We start from the raw sequence: 16,176 nt of genomic DNA, 5'->3' as shown, positions 1-16,176 counted from the left end.
TACTGAAGAGGCAAAGGAGGCGTGCCCTATGAACTTAACAGTACGAGGTCAACAGATCGAGGTTACCGACGCTTTGAAGGACTACGTTGATAAGAAATTCAGCAGACTTGAGAAGTATTTCGATGCACCCCCGACGTCTGATGGAAGTGTAACGTTAAGCACAACCAGAGATTTGCACACTGTAGAAGTAACCATTCCTTTGCCGGGGCTTGTACTCCGTGCCGAAGATGAAAGCGATGACATGTATGCGTCCATTGATGCCGTGGTAGACAAGCTTGAACGGCAAATTCGCAAGCACAAAACCAAGCTTAACCGAAAATTCCGGCAGGAAGGCAGTTTGAAAACTCTTTTTGTGGAAGATCCGGCTGGTGGTGTGGCTGTTGCTGAAGATGAGGATGCAGAATTGGATGAGCTGGAAGTCGTCCGCACCAAGCGTTTCTTATTGAAACCTATGGATGTGGAAGAAGCTATTCTTCAAATGAACATGGTTGGACATAATTTCTTCGTATTTGCTAATATTGATAACGAAGAAGTTAACGTAGTTTACAAACGCAATGATGGTAAATACGGTCTGATCGAACGGGAATAGCCTGAGAAGCAGAAACTTATCACATTTTAAAATGAATAGTACGTTTTCGATTGAATATGCTTCATGGATATTAGCAAAATGATCATAACACGAGCCTTATCCTTGCGAACCTGGCGGGATAGGGCTCTTTTATATGTTTATTGTAAACAGGAATGGAAATTTCAACTTGAATAAGTGTAACCAATTGTGTATTTCGTGCGTCAATTGTTTTGGTATCTTTAACCGGATGCAAATCTAGAGGCTGCTTGTGTTGCGGCATGTCCTACAAACTGTTACAATTTATGCAAAGAACATCGCACGATGGGCTGGTATAGCCGGGCCTGTCAAACATATCGGGAATCAATTTCATCATGGACCCTTTCTTATTGTGAAATTGATTCTATTAATTGTTTTGCGCGAAAGGGGTAAACCATGCTAGGAATTGTCAAAAAAATTTTTGGAGATACGAATGAACGTGACGTCAAACGTTTAATGAAGACGGTTGAACTGATCAATAAAATAGAGCCTGATTTTGAGAAGCTCTCGGATGAGGAACTGAAAGCGAAGACGGCGGAGTTTAGAGAGCGGATTGAACAAGGTGCTACCGCTGAAGAAGTGCTGCCGGAAGCTTTTGCAACGGTTCGTGAAGCGTCCAAGCGGGTGCTGGGCAAACGTCACTATGACGTACAGATGCTCGGTGGTATTGCGTTGCACGAAGGAAAAATCGCCGAAATGAAAACTGGTGAAGGTAAAACACTGGTGGGAACACTGCCGGTTTATTTGAACGCTCTGTTGGGCAAAGGTGTGCACGTGGTTACAGTCAATGACTATCTGGCACAACGCGACAGCGGAGAAATGGGACAGATCTACAATTTCCTGGGAATGACCGTAGGTCTGAACCTGGCGAATATGGATCATGCCGCTAAACAGGAAGCTTATGCTTGTGATATTACGTATGGCACAAACAATGAGTTCGGGTTCGATTATCTGCGCGACAATATGGTGCTTTACAAAGAACAGATGGTACAGCGTCCGTTGTACTTCTGTATCATTGATGAAGTGGATTCTATTCTCGTCGATGAAGCCCGGACACCATTGATTATTTCAGGACAAGCTCAAAAATCGACCGAGCTGTATTTTGCGGCTGATCGTTTTGTAAAGAGCCTGAATGTTGAAGAGGACTACACGCTGGATATTAAGGTGAAGTCAGTTGCTTTGACCGAAAACGGCGTATCCAAGGCTGAAAATTTCTTTGGTCTTGAAAACCTGTACGATCAGGAAAGTGTTACAATCAATCACCACATCGTACAAGCCTTGAAAGCTAACGCTATTATGCGTTTGGATGTGGACTATGTCGTGGCTGACGGTGAAGTCCTGATTGTCGATGAGTTTACAGGTCGTCTGATGGCTGGTCGTCGTTACAGTGATGGTTTGCACCAAGCTATTGAAGCGAAGGAAAACATCATTGTCCAAAATGAAAGCATGACACTGGCGACAATTACATTTCAAAACTATTTCCGTATGTACCGCAAATTGGCGGGGATGACGGGTACAGCTAAAACTGAAGAAGAAGAATTCAAAAAAATCTACGGTCTGGAAGTGCTCCAAATTCCGACGAACAAGCCTAACCAGCGTGTAGATATGCCTGACGTAGTGTACAAGAGCGTGAAGGGTAAATTCCATGCTGTAGTAGACGAAATTCTGGAGCGTAACAAAAAGAACCAGCCGATATTGGTAGGTACGGTTTCTATTGAAAACTCGGAGCTTCTTTCTGAAATGTTGAAACGCAAAGGTGTTCGTCACAAAGTGCTTAACGCCAAGTATCATGCGGAAGAAGCTGAGATTATTTCCCGTGCGGGTGAAGCTGGCGCGGTTACCATCGCTACTAACATGGCTGGTCGTGGTACTGACATCGTACTGGGCGAAGGCGTTGCAGAACTCGGTGGTTTGCACATCATCGGTACAGAACGTCATGAATCCCGTCGTATTGATAATCAGCTTCGCGGACGTGCAGGGCGTCAGGGTGATCCGGGCTCCACGCAGTTTTACTTATCGCTGGGCGATGAGTTAATGAAGCGTTTTGGTGCAGACAACGTACTGAATATGATGGAACGCTTGGGCTTCGAAGAAGATCAACCTATCGAGAGCCGTATGATTTCACGTGCTATCGAATCAGCTCAAAAACGTGTCGAAGGGAATAACTTTGATCAGCGTAAAGTCGTTCTTCAATATGATGACGTGATGAATCAGCAGCGTGCTATTATTTACAAACAACGCCGTGAGGTGCTGGAGTCAGAGAACATCAAGGAAATTGTGTTCGACATGATCAAACCTGTCATTGAGCGTGTAGTGGAAGCTCACTGTGGTGATGATATCCCTGAAAACTGGGAACTGGAAGAAGTCGCAGAGTATGTGAACAACAACCTGCTTGAGGAAAATACACTTTCGCGTGACGATCTGTGGGGTAAGGAAAAAGAAGAGATGGTCGATATGATCTTCGAGAAAGTTACCAACAGATACCACAGCCGTGAAGAGATGATCGGCGAAGAAATGGTACGTGAGTTCGAGAAGGTTATCGTACTGCGTGCAGTTGACAGCAAATGGATGGATCATATTGATGCTATGGATCAATTGCGTCAAGGTATTCACTTGCGTGCTTACGGCGGTACCGATCCTCTGCGCGAGTATCAATTTGAAGGCTTCGAAATGTTCCATGCTATGATTGCTAGCATCCAAGAGGAAGTAGCGACATACATCATGAAAGCACAAATCGAATCCAACCAAGAGCGTCAGGCTGTCATCGACGAAGACAAAATCTCGACGAGTGGCGAACCTGCGGCTCCCAAAAAGAAATCCGCTCCTTCGCGTCCGCGTAGAAAATAACGGATTGAAATTAAGGGATAGATCTTGATATACACTATCCTCTGCAATGCATATAATGGCAGGCGGCAGTTCAACCACTGACCGTCGGCCATTTTGTGCCATCAGGGGACGACACAGATATATTCAATATAGCTCTTCTGTAAGATGGTCAGGTTGAATATGGCTATGACTGTGCTCTCCTAGTTTTTTTAAAACAATTATGACAAATAAGCAAGTCTCTGCTTATTTGTCAGTCAATTCCGCAGTTGATCTGGCTCACATACCAGAGCCTGTTATGTAAAAGCAGTTTGACTTTACGGCGGTCGGGAGCAAAGCGGAGGATTTGAATCTGGAGAAGCTTCAGCGATCGTAAGATCAAATCATTCGCGCAGCGCCTACCCACCAGCCGTAACTCATAACGCTTTTACTCCCCCTAACCCTATATTAAAAGGAGAATGACATCATGATTGATCCAAGTGTAAAACATGATTTACGAGAAATAGGCAAGAAACTAACAAACCTTAGGGGGTCTCTTTGACTTAGATCTCAAACAGGAAATGATCGCGAATTTTGAGGAAAAGATGGCAGCCCCTGATTTTTGGGATGATAACGAAAAGGCCCAAGGCGTAATTGCTGAGATGAATGCTGTGAAGTCTTCTGTGGACAGCTATGAACAGTTACGTCAGGAATATGAAGACGCAGGCATGATGGTTGAACTGGCTGAAGAGGAAGGCGATGAAGCGCTGGTTGGAGAAGTTGAAAACAGTATCAAATCCCTGTTGAGCAAGCTGGAAGAATTTGAGCTGCAATTGCTTTTGAATCAGCCCTATGACAAGCTAAATGCTATTCTGGAGCTGCACCCGGGGGCAGGTGGTACCGAGTCCCAGGATTGGGGTCAAATGCTGCTGCGTATGTATACACGCTGGGGAGAAAAACGAGGCTTCAAGGTGGAGACCCTGGATTATTTGGCAGGTGATGAAGCAGGGATTAAGAGTGTAACCCTGTTGATCAAAGGCTACAATGCCTACGGTTATCTCAAGGCGGAGAAAGGTGTACATCGGCTTGTTCGCATCTCTCCATTTGATTCCTCCGGTCGTCGACATACATCGTTCGTGTCTTGTGATGTAGTACCGGAAATTGCGGATGATGTGGATATTGAGATCCGCACGGAAGATCTTAAAATTGATACGTACCGGGCCAGCGGTGCAGGTGGTCAGCATATTAATACGACCGACTCGGCTGTTCGGATTACGCATTTGCCTACCGGTATTGTCGTGACTTGCCAAAATGAGCGTTCCCAGATTAAAAACCGTGAACGTGCAATGACGATGCTTCGTTCCAAGCTCTATGAACGCAAGATCGAAGAACAACAGCAGCAATTGGACGAAATCCGTGGTGAACAGTCCGACATTGCATGGGGCAGCCAAATTCGCTCCTATGTGTTCCATCCATATAGCATGGTTAAGGATCACCGTACCAGCGTGGAAACTGGCAATGTAGGGGCTGTGATGGATGGCGATCTCGATCCGTTCATCGATGGTTACCTGCGCAGCCAAATTAAGCTGGACGCAGAATAATTGCCTGTATGTTTTCCTACAGAACCGCAGTCTACGTGCCTGCGGCCTGTAGGAATTTTTGTGTGACGGTATTTTTATTAAAGGAGAACGTGAATGATGTCTCAATTGAACCCTCCCACTGCCCGCCGAAGAAGGCGTAAGCCTCTGATTGCCGCCAGTGGACCAGCGCGTAACGTAACCGATGTTTTGCTAATTATACTTGGCTCCTTTATTACAGCGCTGACCTTTAACATGTTCTTGCTGCCCAACCGGATTGCATCCGGGGGTGTATCTGGCTTGTCTATCCTGGGAGAGGAGCTATTTGGCCTGGAACCGGCCTATACGCAGTGGGGAATGAATATTCCGTTATTTATAGCAGGAGTACTGCTATTAGGAAAAAAGTATGGCTTGCGTTCCCTGCTAGGAAGCATCATGCTGCCACTATTCGTTTATGTGACGAAGGATTGGGCAGTCCCGACAACAAATCCGTTGCTGGCTTCGCTGTATGGTGGAATCGGAGTAGGATTGGGTTTGGGCACCGTGTTTCGGGGCAGAGGCTCGACGGGTGGACTGGCTATTTTGGCGCAGATTATTCAAAAGTATACCGGTTTTAGCCTTTCTCTTTGTGTCATGCTAATGGATGGCACAGTGATCACGCTAGCTGGTTTCGCCCTATCGCCGGAGCGAGCTTTGTATGCATTGATTGGCCTGTTTGTAACTGGCAAGGTCATTGATGCTGTAGAAATGGGATTAGGCTACTCCAAAGTGGCTTACATCATATCCAATCAAAAGGAAAAGATCACGCAAACTATTTTGCAGGATTTGGATCGGGGGTTGACAGAGCTTGCAGGACGGGGGGGTTACACAAACGAAGAACGTCCTGTACTTATGGTTGTAGTCGGGCAAAACGAGGTAACCCGCCTCAAAACACTCGTCCGCTTGGTAGACCCGGAAGCTTTTGTAATTATTAGTAATACACATGAGGTATTGGGTGAAGGGTTCAAAAGGGAAGGCTAGCATAATATGGTCTTCTGGACGCTTGCTCCTAACTGAATCAATGCAGAAGAGCCCACTGATGAGTGGGCTCTTATCTTTTCAGAACAGTTTCATTAAGTCCTTTTTGATAATAGATCAAGCCAATCTGCTGGTTGTCCTTGATTAAAATATGAGGTCGGGACTCCTTTTACTCCGGGTTTGACCATAAATAAACCGCCTGCTAGTGGCTGATCGGTATTATCGCCATCTTGAGCAGTTGTGATATACAATTCATCCAGATCTCTACCGCCAAAAGCACATGAAGTCACACAATTGACTGGGAGTGACACCTCAGCAATCACTTCCCCCTGAGCAGGATGGATACGAGAGACACGTTTACCGCCCCAGCGCGCGATCCACAACATCCCCTCTGCATCGATGGTCATGCCATCTGGATATCCTTCACTTTCATCCAATCTAGCTACTAGTTGCTTATTCATAATGGTGCCCTGTGTCACATCGTAATCGAAGGAGACCACTTCTAAGGTCGGAGTATCAATATAATACAGGGTACGGTGATCTGAGCTCCAGGCTAAGCCATTAGATGTGGAAGCTTTATCAACCAGTAAGGACAAATTTCCTTTTGTTCCTAGACTATACAATGCGCCTTGCCCGCGTTCGCCATTTAAACTCGTGGTTCCTGCCAAAAAACGTCCTGCAGGATCGCATTTACCATCATTAAATCGATTTCCTGGCCTACCTTCCTCAGGATCGTGGATCAATACTTTGGCTCCTGTCTCAATATCCAAACAGTATAGACCGCTGATCATAGCCACAATTACTTTATTTTCAAGATAAGGGACGACTGCGCTAATATGTTCGCCTACATCTATGGTACGATCTGTGCCTGTAGATGGATCGTAGATGTGCAATTGAAAGCCTTCAATATCGACCCAAAATAAACGTTGAGACTGGTGATCCCAACTAGGACCCTCGCCTAATTTGGCTTTAGCATCTATTACTATATTCGCTGTATAGGTTTCGATGTGTAACACCCCTAACTATAGGTTTATTTTGGTACATACTCACTCTTTATACCCTATTCAATGTTCAACGAATACATAAGTGCAGCAAATGGATAATCCGGATGAATACCAATATACAAGATAATATATAAAGGGAACGATCCCATTCTTTATGCAAAATAGCAGACCAAATTCACAGGGGGGTCTGTCTTTTTTGGTTTCTTCAATTATAGCCTGCACAGCTTGTCGGCCAAAAGAATGGGCAAGAGTGCATATTTATAATTTGGAGGAATAACATGACATGAGGTGTTGTATTTATATGAATAGAGTCGTATAATAATACATATTTCATAGGGACGGAATGGAGGAAGGTCTGTGAGCAGCAAGCTAAAGGTAGCAATTGTCGGTTCCACTGGGTATGGCGGAGTGGAGCTGATTCGATTTTTGGTTCATCATCCGCAGGTGGAGATTGTATCTGTTATTTCTTCATCCAGCGCGGGTGTTCCGATTAGTGATGGGTTTCCACATCTGACGGATATTGTGGTGCAGGATTTGGACGGTGTCGATATCCATGAAATTGCTGCCAAGGCTGATCTGGTTTTCACAGCTACGCCATCAGGCGTTAGCACCAAATTAGTGCCACAGCTTCTGGATGCCGGACTGAAGGTGATTGACCTTTCCGGGGACTTTAGGCTCCGAAGCGGGGAAGTGTATGAAGCATGGTACAAAAAGCCTGCGGCTTCACCTGAGTATCTCAAGCAAGCGGTATACGGACTCAGCGAGGTGTATGCAGAAAAGCTTGCTGGTGTTTCTTTCATTTCGAATCCAGGCTGCTATCCAACAGCAACACTATTAGGAATTATTCCTGCCTTGAAGGCGGATTGGATTGACCATCGGTCACTGATTGTGGATGCCAAATCCGGGGTATCCGGCTCCGGTCGCGGAACAAGTCTTGTTTCACATTATGCGGAGATGAATGAGAATTTTAAGGCTTATAAGGTGAATAAGCACCAACATATCCCTGAGATTGAACAGGTATTGGGTGATGTTGCGGGCGAGGACGTTACGATTACGTTTACGACACAACTTGTGCCTATGACGCGAGGAATTATGAGTACAATTTATGTCACGTTGAAAGGTGATCATACAGATCAGGATCTTATCGGGTTATACCGGGATTATTATAAAGGCCATCCTTTTGTCCGTGTACGTGGCGAAGGTATATGGCCGGCAACAAAGGAAGTATTTGGTTCAAACTACTGCGACATCGGTTTTGCAGCAGATGCCCGTACCGGGCGTCTTACGATTATTTCTGTCATTGATAATGTTGTGAAGGGTGCCGCTGGGCAGGCGATTCAGAATTTAAATTTGATGATGGGATGGGAGGAGAACCTCGGGCTGGGCTTCATACCGGTATATCCGTAAGTAGCACGTAAACGCAATAGGGACAGGGGAACGACAGCGGGCAGGCTTGAGAACGCAAGCGTCCAGCTGCCATTCATTCCTTATAATGCGGGCGAGGGCACATAATTATGGGCAAAGTAGGATTTACAGTAGTACATGGGGGCAACATCGTAACTCCGTGTGGCTTTACAGCCGGGGGATTGCACTGTGGATTGAAGAATACGAACCGCAACGATATCGGCGCGATTCGCTGTGAGGTAGAGGCGACAGCTGCTGCGGTGTATACCACTAATGTGTTTCAGGCTGCACCGCTGAAGGTGACCCGCGAGAGCCTGACAAACGGCCGATTGCAAGCGGTAGTAGTGAACAGCGGGAACGCCAATGCTTGTACGGGACAGCAAGGGGAGCAGGACGCTTACGCTATGCGTTCGGCCGCTGCTCGTGAACTGGGTGTGGCAGAGAGCGATGTAGCCGTTGCTTCGACTGGTGTAATTGGCGAGCATCTGAAAATGGACCGTGTGCTTGGCGGTATATCGTCATTACCTGAGCGGATGAGCGGGGCAAACGATGGGGCGGAGCAATTCAGCCAAGCCATTCTGACAACGGATTTGGTGAAAAAGGAAGCATGCGTGTCAGTTGAAGTGGACGGTGTGACTGTGCACATCGCCGGGGCGGCAAAGGGATCGGGTATGATTCATCCGAATATGGCAACCATGCTCGCTTTTATAACTTGTGATGCAGTCATCGGACAGACGGCCCTTCATCAACTATTAAAGCAGGCCACGGATACCAGCTTTAACATGATTACGGTCGATGGGGATACCAGTACGAACGATATGCTAATCGCTATGGCAAGCGGACTGGCAGGCAACAGCGAGTTGAACGCTGAGCATCCCGACTGGGAGGCTTTTGCCGAGGCATTCACTTATATTTGCCGGGAGCTGGCGAAGGCGATTGCCCGTGACGGGGAAGGTGCTACGAAGCTGGTAGAGGTGTCTGTAAGCGGGGCGGTAAGCGATGCTTCTGCCCAGGCGATAGCCAAGACTGTGATCGGGTCCAGTCTGGTAAAGTCAGCCGTTTTTGGCGCAGACGCCAACTGGGGACGGATTATTGCAGCCGTCGGACGTGCCGGAGAGCCGGTGAATCCGGATACGGTAGACATTCGTTTAGGCGATATTGTGGTGCTGAGCCAATCAAGTCCAGTTGCTTTTGATGAAGCCGAGGCGCTCTCCTATTTGCGTGGAGATATGGTGCAAATTATCGTTGATTTGCATCACGGGAACGGGACGGCTACAGCATGGGGCTGTGACCTAACCTATGATTATGTGCGGATTAATGCGGCATATCGGACATAGATACCAGATTTAAATACGGATGGATATTTAATAGTTAATAGAAGAAGCGGGCGGATATAGTATCGGCATCATTTGAAAATCGCACAAAATTGTGCAGAGGAGAAAAGGAGAGATGATATGCAATCGGCAGTGGGACACGCGGATCAAGCGAAACATGCGGGAGTGGCACGTCGTAATTTTGTGATGAAATGCGGAGGAAGTACGCTAGCTGCGTTGCCTGATTCCTTTTTTGACGACTTGGCCCGTCTGCAGTCGGAAGGTCTTCAACCGGTCATTGTACATGGCGGTGGGCCTGCGATCTCTGACAATTTGGCGAAGCTGGGAATCGAGACGGAGTTCATTCATGGATTGCGTAAAACGACTGAACCCGTGCTAGATGTCGTGGAAATGGTGCTGGCAGGCAGTATTAATAAGCGGATTGTTCGCAGAATAGGGATGCACGGAGGGCGAGCGCTGGGCTTGTCGGGCAGTGATGGCTATTTAATTGAAGCAAAGCCTGTGCCGAATGCCGCAGAGGTCGGCTGGGTCGGAGAGGTAACATCTGTTCAAACGTCGATTATTACCGGTGTGCTGGATATGGGCTATATGCCAGTTATTGCGCCTATTGGCATGGATCGATCCGGTCAGCGTTATAACATTAATGCCGATACAGCGGCGGGCGCGGTTGCTTCTCATCTTGGCGTCAGTCGGATGATTGTTGTGACGGATGTACCCGGTATTTTGAAAAAGAATGGTGTAGAGAAAAAGGTGCTGGAATTGATCACCATACAGGAAATTGAAGATATGATCAGCACGGGTGAAATCTACGGTGGTATGATCCCGAAAGTGAGAGCGGCTATTGCCTGCATTCACGGAAAAGTGAAGGAAGTCGTCATTGTGGACGGCAGCGAACCGCAGGTACTCAGCCGTGTGCTGAGCGGAGAATCGATTGGAACACGCATTGTGCGTATGCAGTAATTGCAATATATGCTCCACCTATATAACCAAACGATAAAGGGGCGTGAACGACATGAGTAAGGAACCGAATACGCTGGTGAGCGAGGAAATGCCAAGTACGAATGGAAGCGGAGCGCAAAAGGGGGCGGCAAAAACGCAGGCAGATAGCTCTCTTTTTCCAAACTACGCGAGATACCCGCTTACACTGGTGAAAGGACAAGGAAGCTGGCTGTGGGATGATCAGGGCAAACGTTATCTGGATTTCATGTCAGGGATTGCCGTTACCAATCTAGGCCATGCGCCTCAAGCTGTAGCGGAGCGTTTGAAAAAACAGATCGATGAACTGTGGCATGTATCCAATCTGTTTCATATTCCTGGGCAGGAACGGGCTGCGGCCTTGCTGACAGCTAATAGTAGCGCAGATGCCGTGTTCTTCTGCAACAGCGGAGCTGAAGCGAACGAAGCTGCCATTAAGCTGGCACGTCGTTATCACCAGAAGGTGAAGCAGAACGGTCGCTATGAAATAATTACGTTCACGCAATCCTTCCACGGACGGACGCTGGCAACCTTGACTGCTACGGGTCAGGACAAAGTGAAAGAAGGCTTTTTACCGCTTCCCGCCGGGTTCAAAAGCGTTCCGCTTCATGATCAGGCTGCGCTCGAAGCAGCGATCAATGAGAATACAGCGGCAATTATGCTGGAAATGGTGCAGGCCGAAGGTGGCATGTATCCGGTAGACCCTGCTTTCGTGGCCGTGATTACCCAGCTGTGCCAGGAGCATGGATTGCTGCTGATCATTGACGAGGTGCAGACAGGTATGGGACGGACAGGTAAACTGTTTTCCTTTGAGCATTATGGGATTGAGCCGGATATTTTTACATTGGCGAAAGGACTGGGCAGTGGCTTTTCGGTCGGTGCAATGCTAGGCAAAGAATATTTGCGTGAAGCGTTCACAGCGGGCAGTCATGGTTCTACGTTCGGGGGTACACCGCTTGCTATGGCAGCAGTTCAAGCGACCATTGAAACGATTATTGATGACAAGCTGCCAGACCGCGCTGCCGAAATGGGAGATTATCTCTTCCAGAGTCTGCAAAAGCAGCTTGGAGATATTCCTTTTGTTCAGGATATCCGTGGAAAAGGTTTGATGGTCGGCATTGAGTGTGCGGAGCCAGTAGCAGAGCTTGTTTTGACAGGACAGAAGAAGGGCATTCTGTTCATTACAGCAGGACCGAACGTGATTCGCCTGTTGCCTAACCTGTATGTAACGAAAGAAGAAATAGATCAGGCTGTAGCATGGATTGCTGAATTGATTCGGGAGCACGTAGCTTAGTGTAAAGACAGAAGCATCCGAGATTAGAGTGTAAAAGGAGAGGATCGCATGAGCCAGGGCGGCGCACTGCAACAGGTGAATTTGAAAGGACGGGACTTTCTAGAGCTGGACGATTACTCGCCAGAGGAAATCCAGTATTTAATTGATCTCGCCATTGAAATTAAGCGTAAGCACAAAAACGGAGAAGCTTATCAGCCGCTAAAGGGGAAAACACTTGGACTGATTTTCGAAAAGTCTTCCACACGCACACGGGTATCTTTTGAAGTCGGTATGTATCAATTGGGCGGGCATGCCCTTTTCCTCAGCAAAAATGACATTCAACTGGGACGCGGAGAGCCGATTAGCGACATGGCCCAAGTGATGTCACGTTATCTGGATGGCATTATGATTCGTACCTTTGGGCACGATAATGTGGTAGAGTTGGCCCGTTATGCATCCGTTCCTGTGATTAATGGCTTGAGCGATTTGGCGCATCCGTGTCAGGTGCTGGCTGATTATCAAACCTTGTATGAGCAAAAGGGCAAGCTGGAAGGACTCAAACTGGCTTACATCGGAGACGGCAACAATATGGCGCATTCTCTCTTAATTGGCGGAGCCAAGCTCGGAGTGCATGTCTCCATTGCAAGTCCAGCTGGATACGAGCCTGACCCGAGTGTGGTCGCGGTTTCCCGTGAGATTGCCAAACAGACAGGGAGTGAAATTGTTATCACGCAAAGTCCGCAGGAAGCAGTACAAGATGCCGATGCGATCTACACAGACGTGTGGGCAAGCATGGGCTTTGAGGAAGAGCAGAAGGAGCGTGAGCTTGCTTTTGCTGACTTCCAGGTGAATGAGGAGCTGGTTAAGCTCGCAAAGCCAGATTATTTATTTTTGCATTGTCTACCTGCGCATCGTGGCGAAGAAGTAAGTGCAGGAGTAATCGATGGTCCCAACTCGGTCATTTTTGATGAGGCGGAAAATCGTCTGCATGCACAAAAAGCGTTGCTAGTTGCTTTAATGGGATAAGGTTGATCGTTAAGAAGATAGAGGTATAAGCATTCGGGGAGGACTTCAACAATGGCAAAAGAAAAAATCGTACTCGCATATTCCGGCGGTCTGGATACGTCGGTCATTCTGAAATGGCTCAAGGAAACATATGATGCTGAAATTATCGCTTTCACCGCAGATATCGGACAAAAGGAAGAATTGGACGGTTTGGAGGAAAAAGCACTTGCTACAGGAGCCTCTAAAGTGTACATCGATGATCTGCGTGATGAATTCGCCAAGGATTTTATTTACCCGATGTTTCAGGCGGGTGCTTTATATGAAGGGCAATACTTGCTCGGAACGAGTATTGCACGTCCATTGATCGCTAAGCGGATGGTCGATATTGCGATTGCCGAGGGAGCAACAGCCATTGCTCACGGCGCAACAGGCAAGGGTAACGATCAGGTGCGCTTCGAGCTGAACGCGGCGGCGCTAACGCCGGACATCCAAGTCATTGCACCTTGGCGGCTGGAAGAGTTTCGCAATCAGTTTCCGGGCCGGGCAGAAATGATTGCCTATGCGGAAAAACACGGTATTCCAGTAACGGCTTCTGCAGCCAAGCCGTACTCCATGGACCGCAACCTGCTGCATATCAGCTATGAAAGCGGCGTGCTGGAGGACCCTTGGTTTGATCCGAGCGCTCCTGAAAATAAAGAGATGTTCTTGCTCAGCAACGCGCCTGAGGACGCGCCTGATGAAGCAGAATATTTGGAACTGGAATTTAAAGCAGGCAATTGCGTTGCTTTGAACGGTGAACAGCTAACTCCGCTACAAGTGATGGAAAAGCTGAATGAACTGGGCGGCAAACATGGGATCGGACGTGTAGATATGGTGGAGAACCGTTTTGTGGGTATGAAGAGCCGCGGAGTCTATGAGACGCCAGGTGGTACAATCCTGTTCACAGCTCACCGCAAAATGGAGTCCATCACAATGGATCGCGAGGTTATGAATCTGCGTGATAGCCTGATTACCCGTTATGCTACCTTGGTGTACAATGGATTCTGGTTCGCGCCGGAACGTGTCGCTTTACAGGCCTTGGTTCATGAGAGTCAGAAAAATGTCAGTGGTACGGTGCGCGTGAAGCTGTACAAAGGCAACATTATTGGTGCAGGCGTTAAAAGTCCGGTTAGCTTGTACAACCCAGACATTGCAACCATGGAAGCTGATCCGACACAGGCCTACGATCAAGGCGATGCGACAGGCTTTATCCGCTTGAATGCTTTGCGTTTGAAGGTAAATGCAGGCGTAACACAAAATCATAAATAAGATGTAATCTAACACTGTACGGAATGCGGGCCGTTCTTGTCCAAACGACGAGGGCGGCTTGTTATTGCAGAGAGGGGATCATGCAATGAGTAAGCTATGGGGCGGACGATTTACAAAGCAAACGAACAAACTGGTAGAGGAATATACGGCTTCTATTGGGTTTGATCAGGCGTTGGCGGAAGAAGATATTCAAGGTAGTTTGGCTCATGTGGCCATGCTGGGCAAATGCGGTATTATTCCACAGGAGGATGCAGACACGATCAAGGGGGGACTGCACACCGTTCTGGAGCGTATCCGCCGTGGGGAAATTGAATTTTCCGTTTCGGATGAGGATATTCACATGAATATTGAAAAAAACCTGATCGAGGCCATTGGTCCGGTCGGCGGTAAGCTGCACACTGGACGCAGTCGTAACGATCAGGTGGCAACGGATATGCACTTGTATTTGCGCGGACGTGTGGTATCGCTGGTGGGTATGCTGCATGATGTACAAGTTGCATTAATTGGGCAGGCCAAGGACAATCTGGACACAATAGTGCCTGGATACACACACTTGCAGCGTGCGCAGCCTATTTTGTTCGCGCATCACTTGCTAGCGTATGTGTCTATGCTAGAGCGTGATATTGACCGACTCAAGGACAGCTACAAGCGCATCAATGTGTTGCCGCTAGGGGCTGGGGCATTGGCTGGAACCACTTTCCCGATTGATCGTCATTTTGTAGCTGAGCAGCTCGGTTTTGATGGCGTCTATGAAAATAGCCTGGACGCTGTTAGTGATCGGGACTTTATCGTAGAGTTTTTGGCCGCGGCCTCGCTGATTATGACGCATTTGTCTCGTCTGAGCGAAGAACTGGTTCTATGGAGCAGCACGGAGTTTGGTTTTGTCGAGCTGGATGATGCTTTTTGCACAGGCAGCAGCATTATGCCACAGAAGAAAAACCCGGATGTACCGGAGCTGGTTCGTGGCAAAACCGGCCGTGTCTATGGAAACCTCGTCGGTCTGCTGACTGTGCTGAAGTCCTTGCCACTAGCTTATAATAAGGACATGCAGGAAGATAAGGAAGGGATGTTCGATACGGTTGCTACGTTGGAGGGAGCCTTGCAATTGTTCGCTCCGATGATCGCTACGATGAAGGTGAATAAGGATCGCATGCGTCAAGCGGTCAACCAGGATTTCTCCAACGCAACGGATATTGCGGACTTCCTGGTCGGCAAGGGGCTTCCGTTCCGTCAGGCCCATGAGGTTATCGGAAAAACGGTGCTGTATTGCATCCAGCAGGGCAAATATTTGCTTGATCTGAAACTGGATGAATTCCAGCAGTTTTCGGATCTGTTCGATGAGCGCATTTACGAGGTGCTTCAACCAGAAGCGGTAGTCAATGCTCGGAATGTGTATGGCGGAACCGCCACCGGTCAGGTGCAGGCAGCCATTGGACGCAGTGAACAGCTTCTAGTGAACACGTCAACATGGTTTGAAAATCATAAGCCAAAAAATTAATCTGTCAAAGAAATAATTATTCTCTTGCACAGCAACAGGATGCTGTGTAAAATCAGATTTTAAGAATATTTGCCAGCTATGTTCTCAAAGGCACCGTTCGCGGTGTCTTTTGTGTTTTCCGAGGTATGTGAATGATTTATGATCGAATAATCATGAACTACATAGATGTATTGGAAGTATATATCGATCGTGGCGTTTAAGTTATATAGTTCCATATACCTATTCATACATTAGTGTGAAAGTTTCTAGAATTTACATTTTTGTATACTACGCCTACCATGATTATGGTAGAATAGCACTAAGTTTTTCATGGAATTACCAATTCAATAGAACAAGAAGCATATGCGATAAATCATTGTCAAGTTTTATTGGTTT

Annotated in this window: 12 protein-coding genes; 11 read left to right on the top strand and 1 reads right to left on the bottom strand. The window is 47.4% G+C overall.

The window, feature by feature from the left end; all coding sequences use genetic code 11:
* The first annotated feature begins 28 nt into the window (after window positions 1-28).
* The 4 genes from hpf to ACN6NF_RS22710 all read left to right on the top strand — a co-directional run bounded on the left by hpf (window position 29) and on the right by ACN6NF_RS22710 (window position 6,003).
* A complete protein-coding gene (hpf, locus tag ACN6NF_RS22725) occupies window positions 29-589 on the top strand; it encodes a ribosome hibernation-promoting factor, HPF/YfiA family (RefSeq protein WP_474319687.1) in 561 nt (186 codons plus the stop codon).
* A gap of 411 nt (window positions 590-1,000) precedes the next feature.
* Entirely contained in the window at window positions 1,001-3,451 is a 2,451-nt protein-coding gene (secA, locus tag ACN6NF_RS22720; RefSeq protein WP_016822935.1) for a preprotein translocase subunit SecA, read from the top strand.
* A 442-nt stretch (window positions 3,452-3,893) separates the two neighbouring features.
* A protein-coding gene (gene prfB, locus ACN6NF_RS22715) for a peptide chain release factor 2 (RefSeq protein WP_129550094.1) occupies window positions 3,894-5,007 on the top strand; the annotation gives its coding sequence in 2 pieces (ribosomal slippage) (window positions 3,894-3,965 and window positions 3,967-5,007; 1,113 coding nt in all).
* A gap of 96 nt (window positions 5,008-5,103) precedes the next feature.
* Complete coding sequence (locus tag ACN6NF_RS22710; protein WP_474319686.1) at window positions 5,104-6,003, top strand: YitT family protein; 900 nt, start codon at window positions 5,104-5,106, stop codon at window positions 6,001-6,003.
* A 92-nt stretch (window positions 6,004-6,095) separates the two neighbouring features.
* Here the strand turns inward: ACN6NF_RS22710 and ACN6NF_RS22705 are convergent, their stop codons facing one another.
* Entirely contained in the window at window positions 6,096-7,016 is a 921-nt protein-coding gene (locus tag ACN6NF_RS22705; RefSeq protein ID WP_474319685.1) for an SMP-30/gluconolactonase/LRE family protein, read from the bottom strand.
* Between the two features lie 345 nt (window positions 7,017-7,361).
* On the opposite strand from ACN6NF_RS22705, the gene argC reads away from it, so the two are divergent.
* The 7 genes from argC (at window position 7,362) to argH (ending at window position 15,801) form a co-directional block, all read left to right on the top strand.
* Window positions 7,362-8,411, top strand: a complete 1,050-nt coding sequence (gene argC, locus ACN6NF_RS22700) for an N-acetyl-gamma-glutamyl-phosphate reductase (RefSeq protein ID WP_474319684.1) — start codon at window positions 7,362-7,364, stop codon at window positions 8,409-8,411.
* Window positions 8,412-8,518: 107 nt separating this feature from the next.
* Window positions 8,519-9,745 carry a bifunctional glutamate N-acetyltransferase/amino-acid acetyltransferase ArgJ gene (gene argJ, locus ACN6NF_RS22695; RefSeq protein WP_474319682.1) on the top strand — a complete coding sequence of 409 codons (1,227 nt, stop codon included), beginning with the start codon at window positions 8,519-8,521 and terminating at the stop codon, window positions 9,743-9,745.
* 117 nt (window positions 9,746-9,862) lie between these two features.
* Window positions 9,863-10,702 (top strand): acetylglutamate kinase, encoded by an 840-nt coding sequence (gene argB / locus ACN6NF_RS22690; protein WP_474319680.1) that lies wholly within the window; start codon window positions 9,863-9,865, stop codon window positions 10,700-10,702.
* A gap of 52 nt (window positions 10,703-10,754) precedes the next feature.
* Window positions 10,755-12,011, top strand: coding sequence for an acetylornithine transaminase (locus tag ACN6NF_RS22685; RefSeq protein WP_474319679.1), 1,257 nt, complete (start codon window positions 10,755-10,757; stop codon window positions 12,009-12,011).
* A 48-nt stretch (window positions 12,012-12,059) separates the two neighbouring features.
* Window positions 12,060-13,016: an ornithine carbamoyltransferase gene (gene argF / locus ACN6NF_RS22680; protein ID WP_474319678.1), complete on the top strand. Its 957-nt coding sequence runs from the start codon at window positions 12,060-12,062 to the stop codon at window positions 13,014-13,016.
* Between the two features lie 51 nt (window positions 13,017-13,067).
* Complete coding sequence (locus tag ACN6NF_RS22675; RefSeq protein ID WP_013373358.1) at window positions 13,068-14,303, top strand: argininosuccinate synthase; 1,236 nt, start codon at window positions 13,068-13,070, stop codon at window positions 14,301-14,303.
* 85 nt (window positions 14,304-14,388) lie between these two features.
* Complete coding sequence (gene argH / locus ACN6NF_RS22670; protein WP_474319677.1) at window positions 14,389-15,801, top strand: argininosuccinate lyase; 1,413 nt, start codon at window positions 14,389-14,391, stop codon at window positions 15,799-15,801.
* Window positions 15,802-16,176 lie beyond the last annotated feature (375 nt).

It is taken from the genome of Paenibacillus sp. TSM33 (assembly GCF_056099025.1).
Note: the sequence above shows the minus strand (reverse complement) of the source record. Positions and strands in the feature narration are given on the sequence as shown.

Bases quoted from the DNA above. Each gene is read 5' to 3' on its own strand.
- hpf (WP_474319687.1), top strand. From the start codon at position 29: ATGAACTTAACAGTACGAGGTCAACAGATCGAGGTTACCGACGCTTTG.
- secA (WP_016822935.1), top strand. From the start codon at position 1,001: ATGCTAGGAATTGTCAAAAAAATTTTTGGAGATACGAATGAACGTGAC.
- ACN6NF_RS22710 (WP_474319686.1), top strand. From the start codon at position 5,104: ATGTCTCAATTGAACCCTCCCACTGCCCGCCGAAGAAGGCGTAAGCCT.
- argJ (WP_474319682.1), top strand. From the start codon at position 8,519: ATGGGCAAAGTAGGATTTACAGTAGTACATGGGGGCAACATCGTAACT.
- argB (WP_474319680.1), top strand. From the start codon at position 9,863: ATGCAATCGGCAGTGGGACACGCGGATCAAGCGAAACATGCGGGAGTG.
- ACN6NF_RS22685 (WP_474319679.1), top strand. From the start codon at position 10,755: ATGAGTAAGGAACCGAATACGCTGGTGAGCGAGGAAATGCCAAGTACG.
- argF (WP_474319678.1), top strand. From the start codon at position 12,060: ATGAGCCAGGGCGGCGCACTGCAACAGGTGAATTTGAAAGGACGGGAC.
- ACN6NF_RS22675 (WP_013373358.1), top strand. From the start codon at position 13,068: ATGGCAAAAGAAAAAATCGTACTCGCATATTCCGGCGGTCTGGATACG.
- argH (WP_474319677.1), top strand. From the start codon at position 14,389: ATGAGTAAGCTATGGGGCGGACGATTTACAAAGCAAACGAACAAACTG.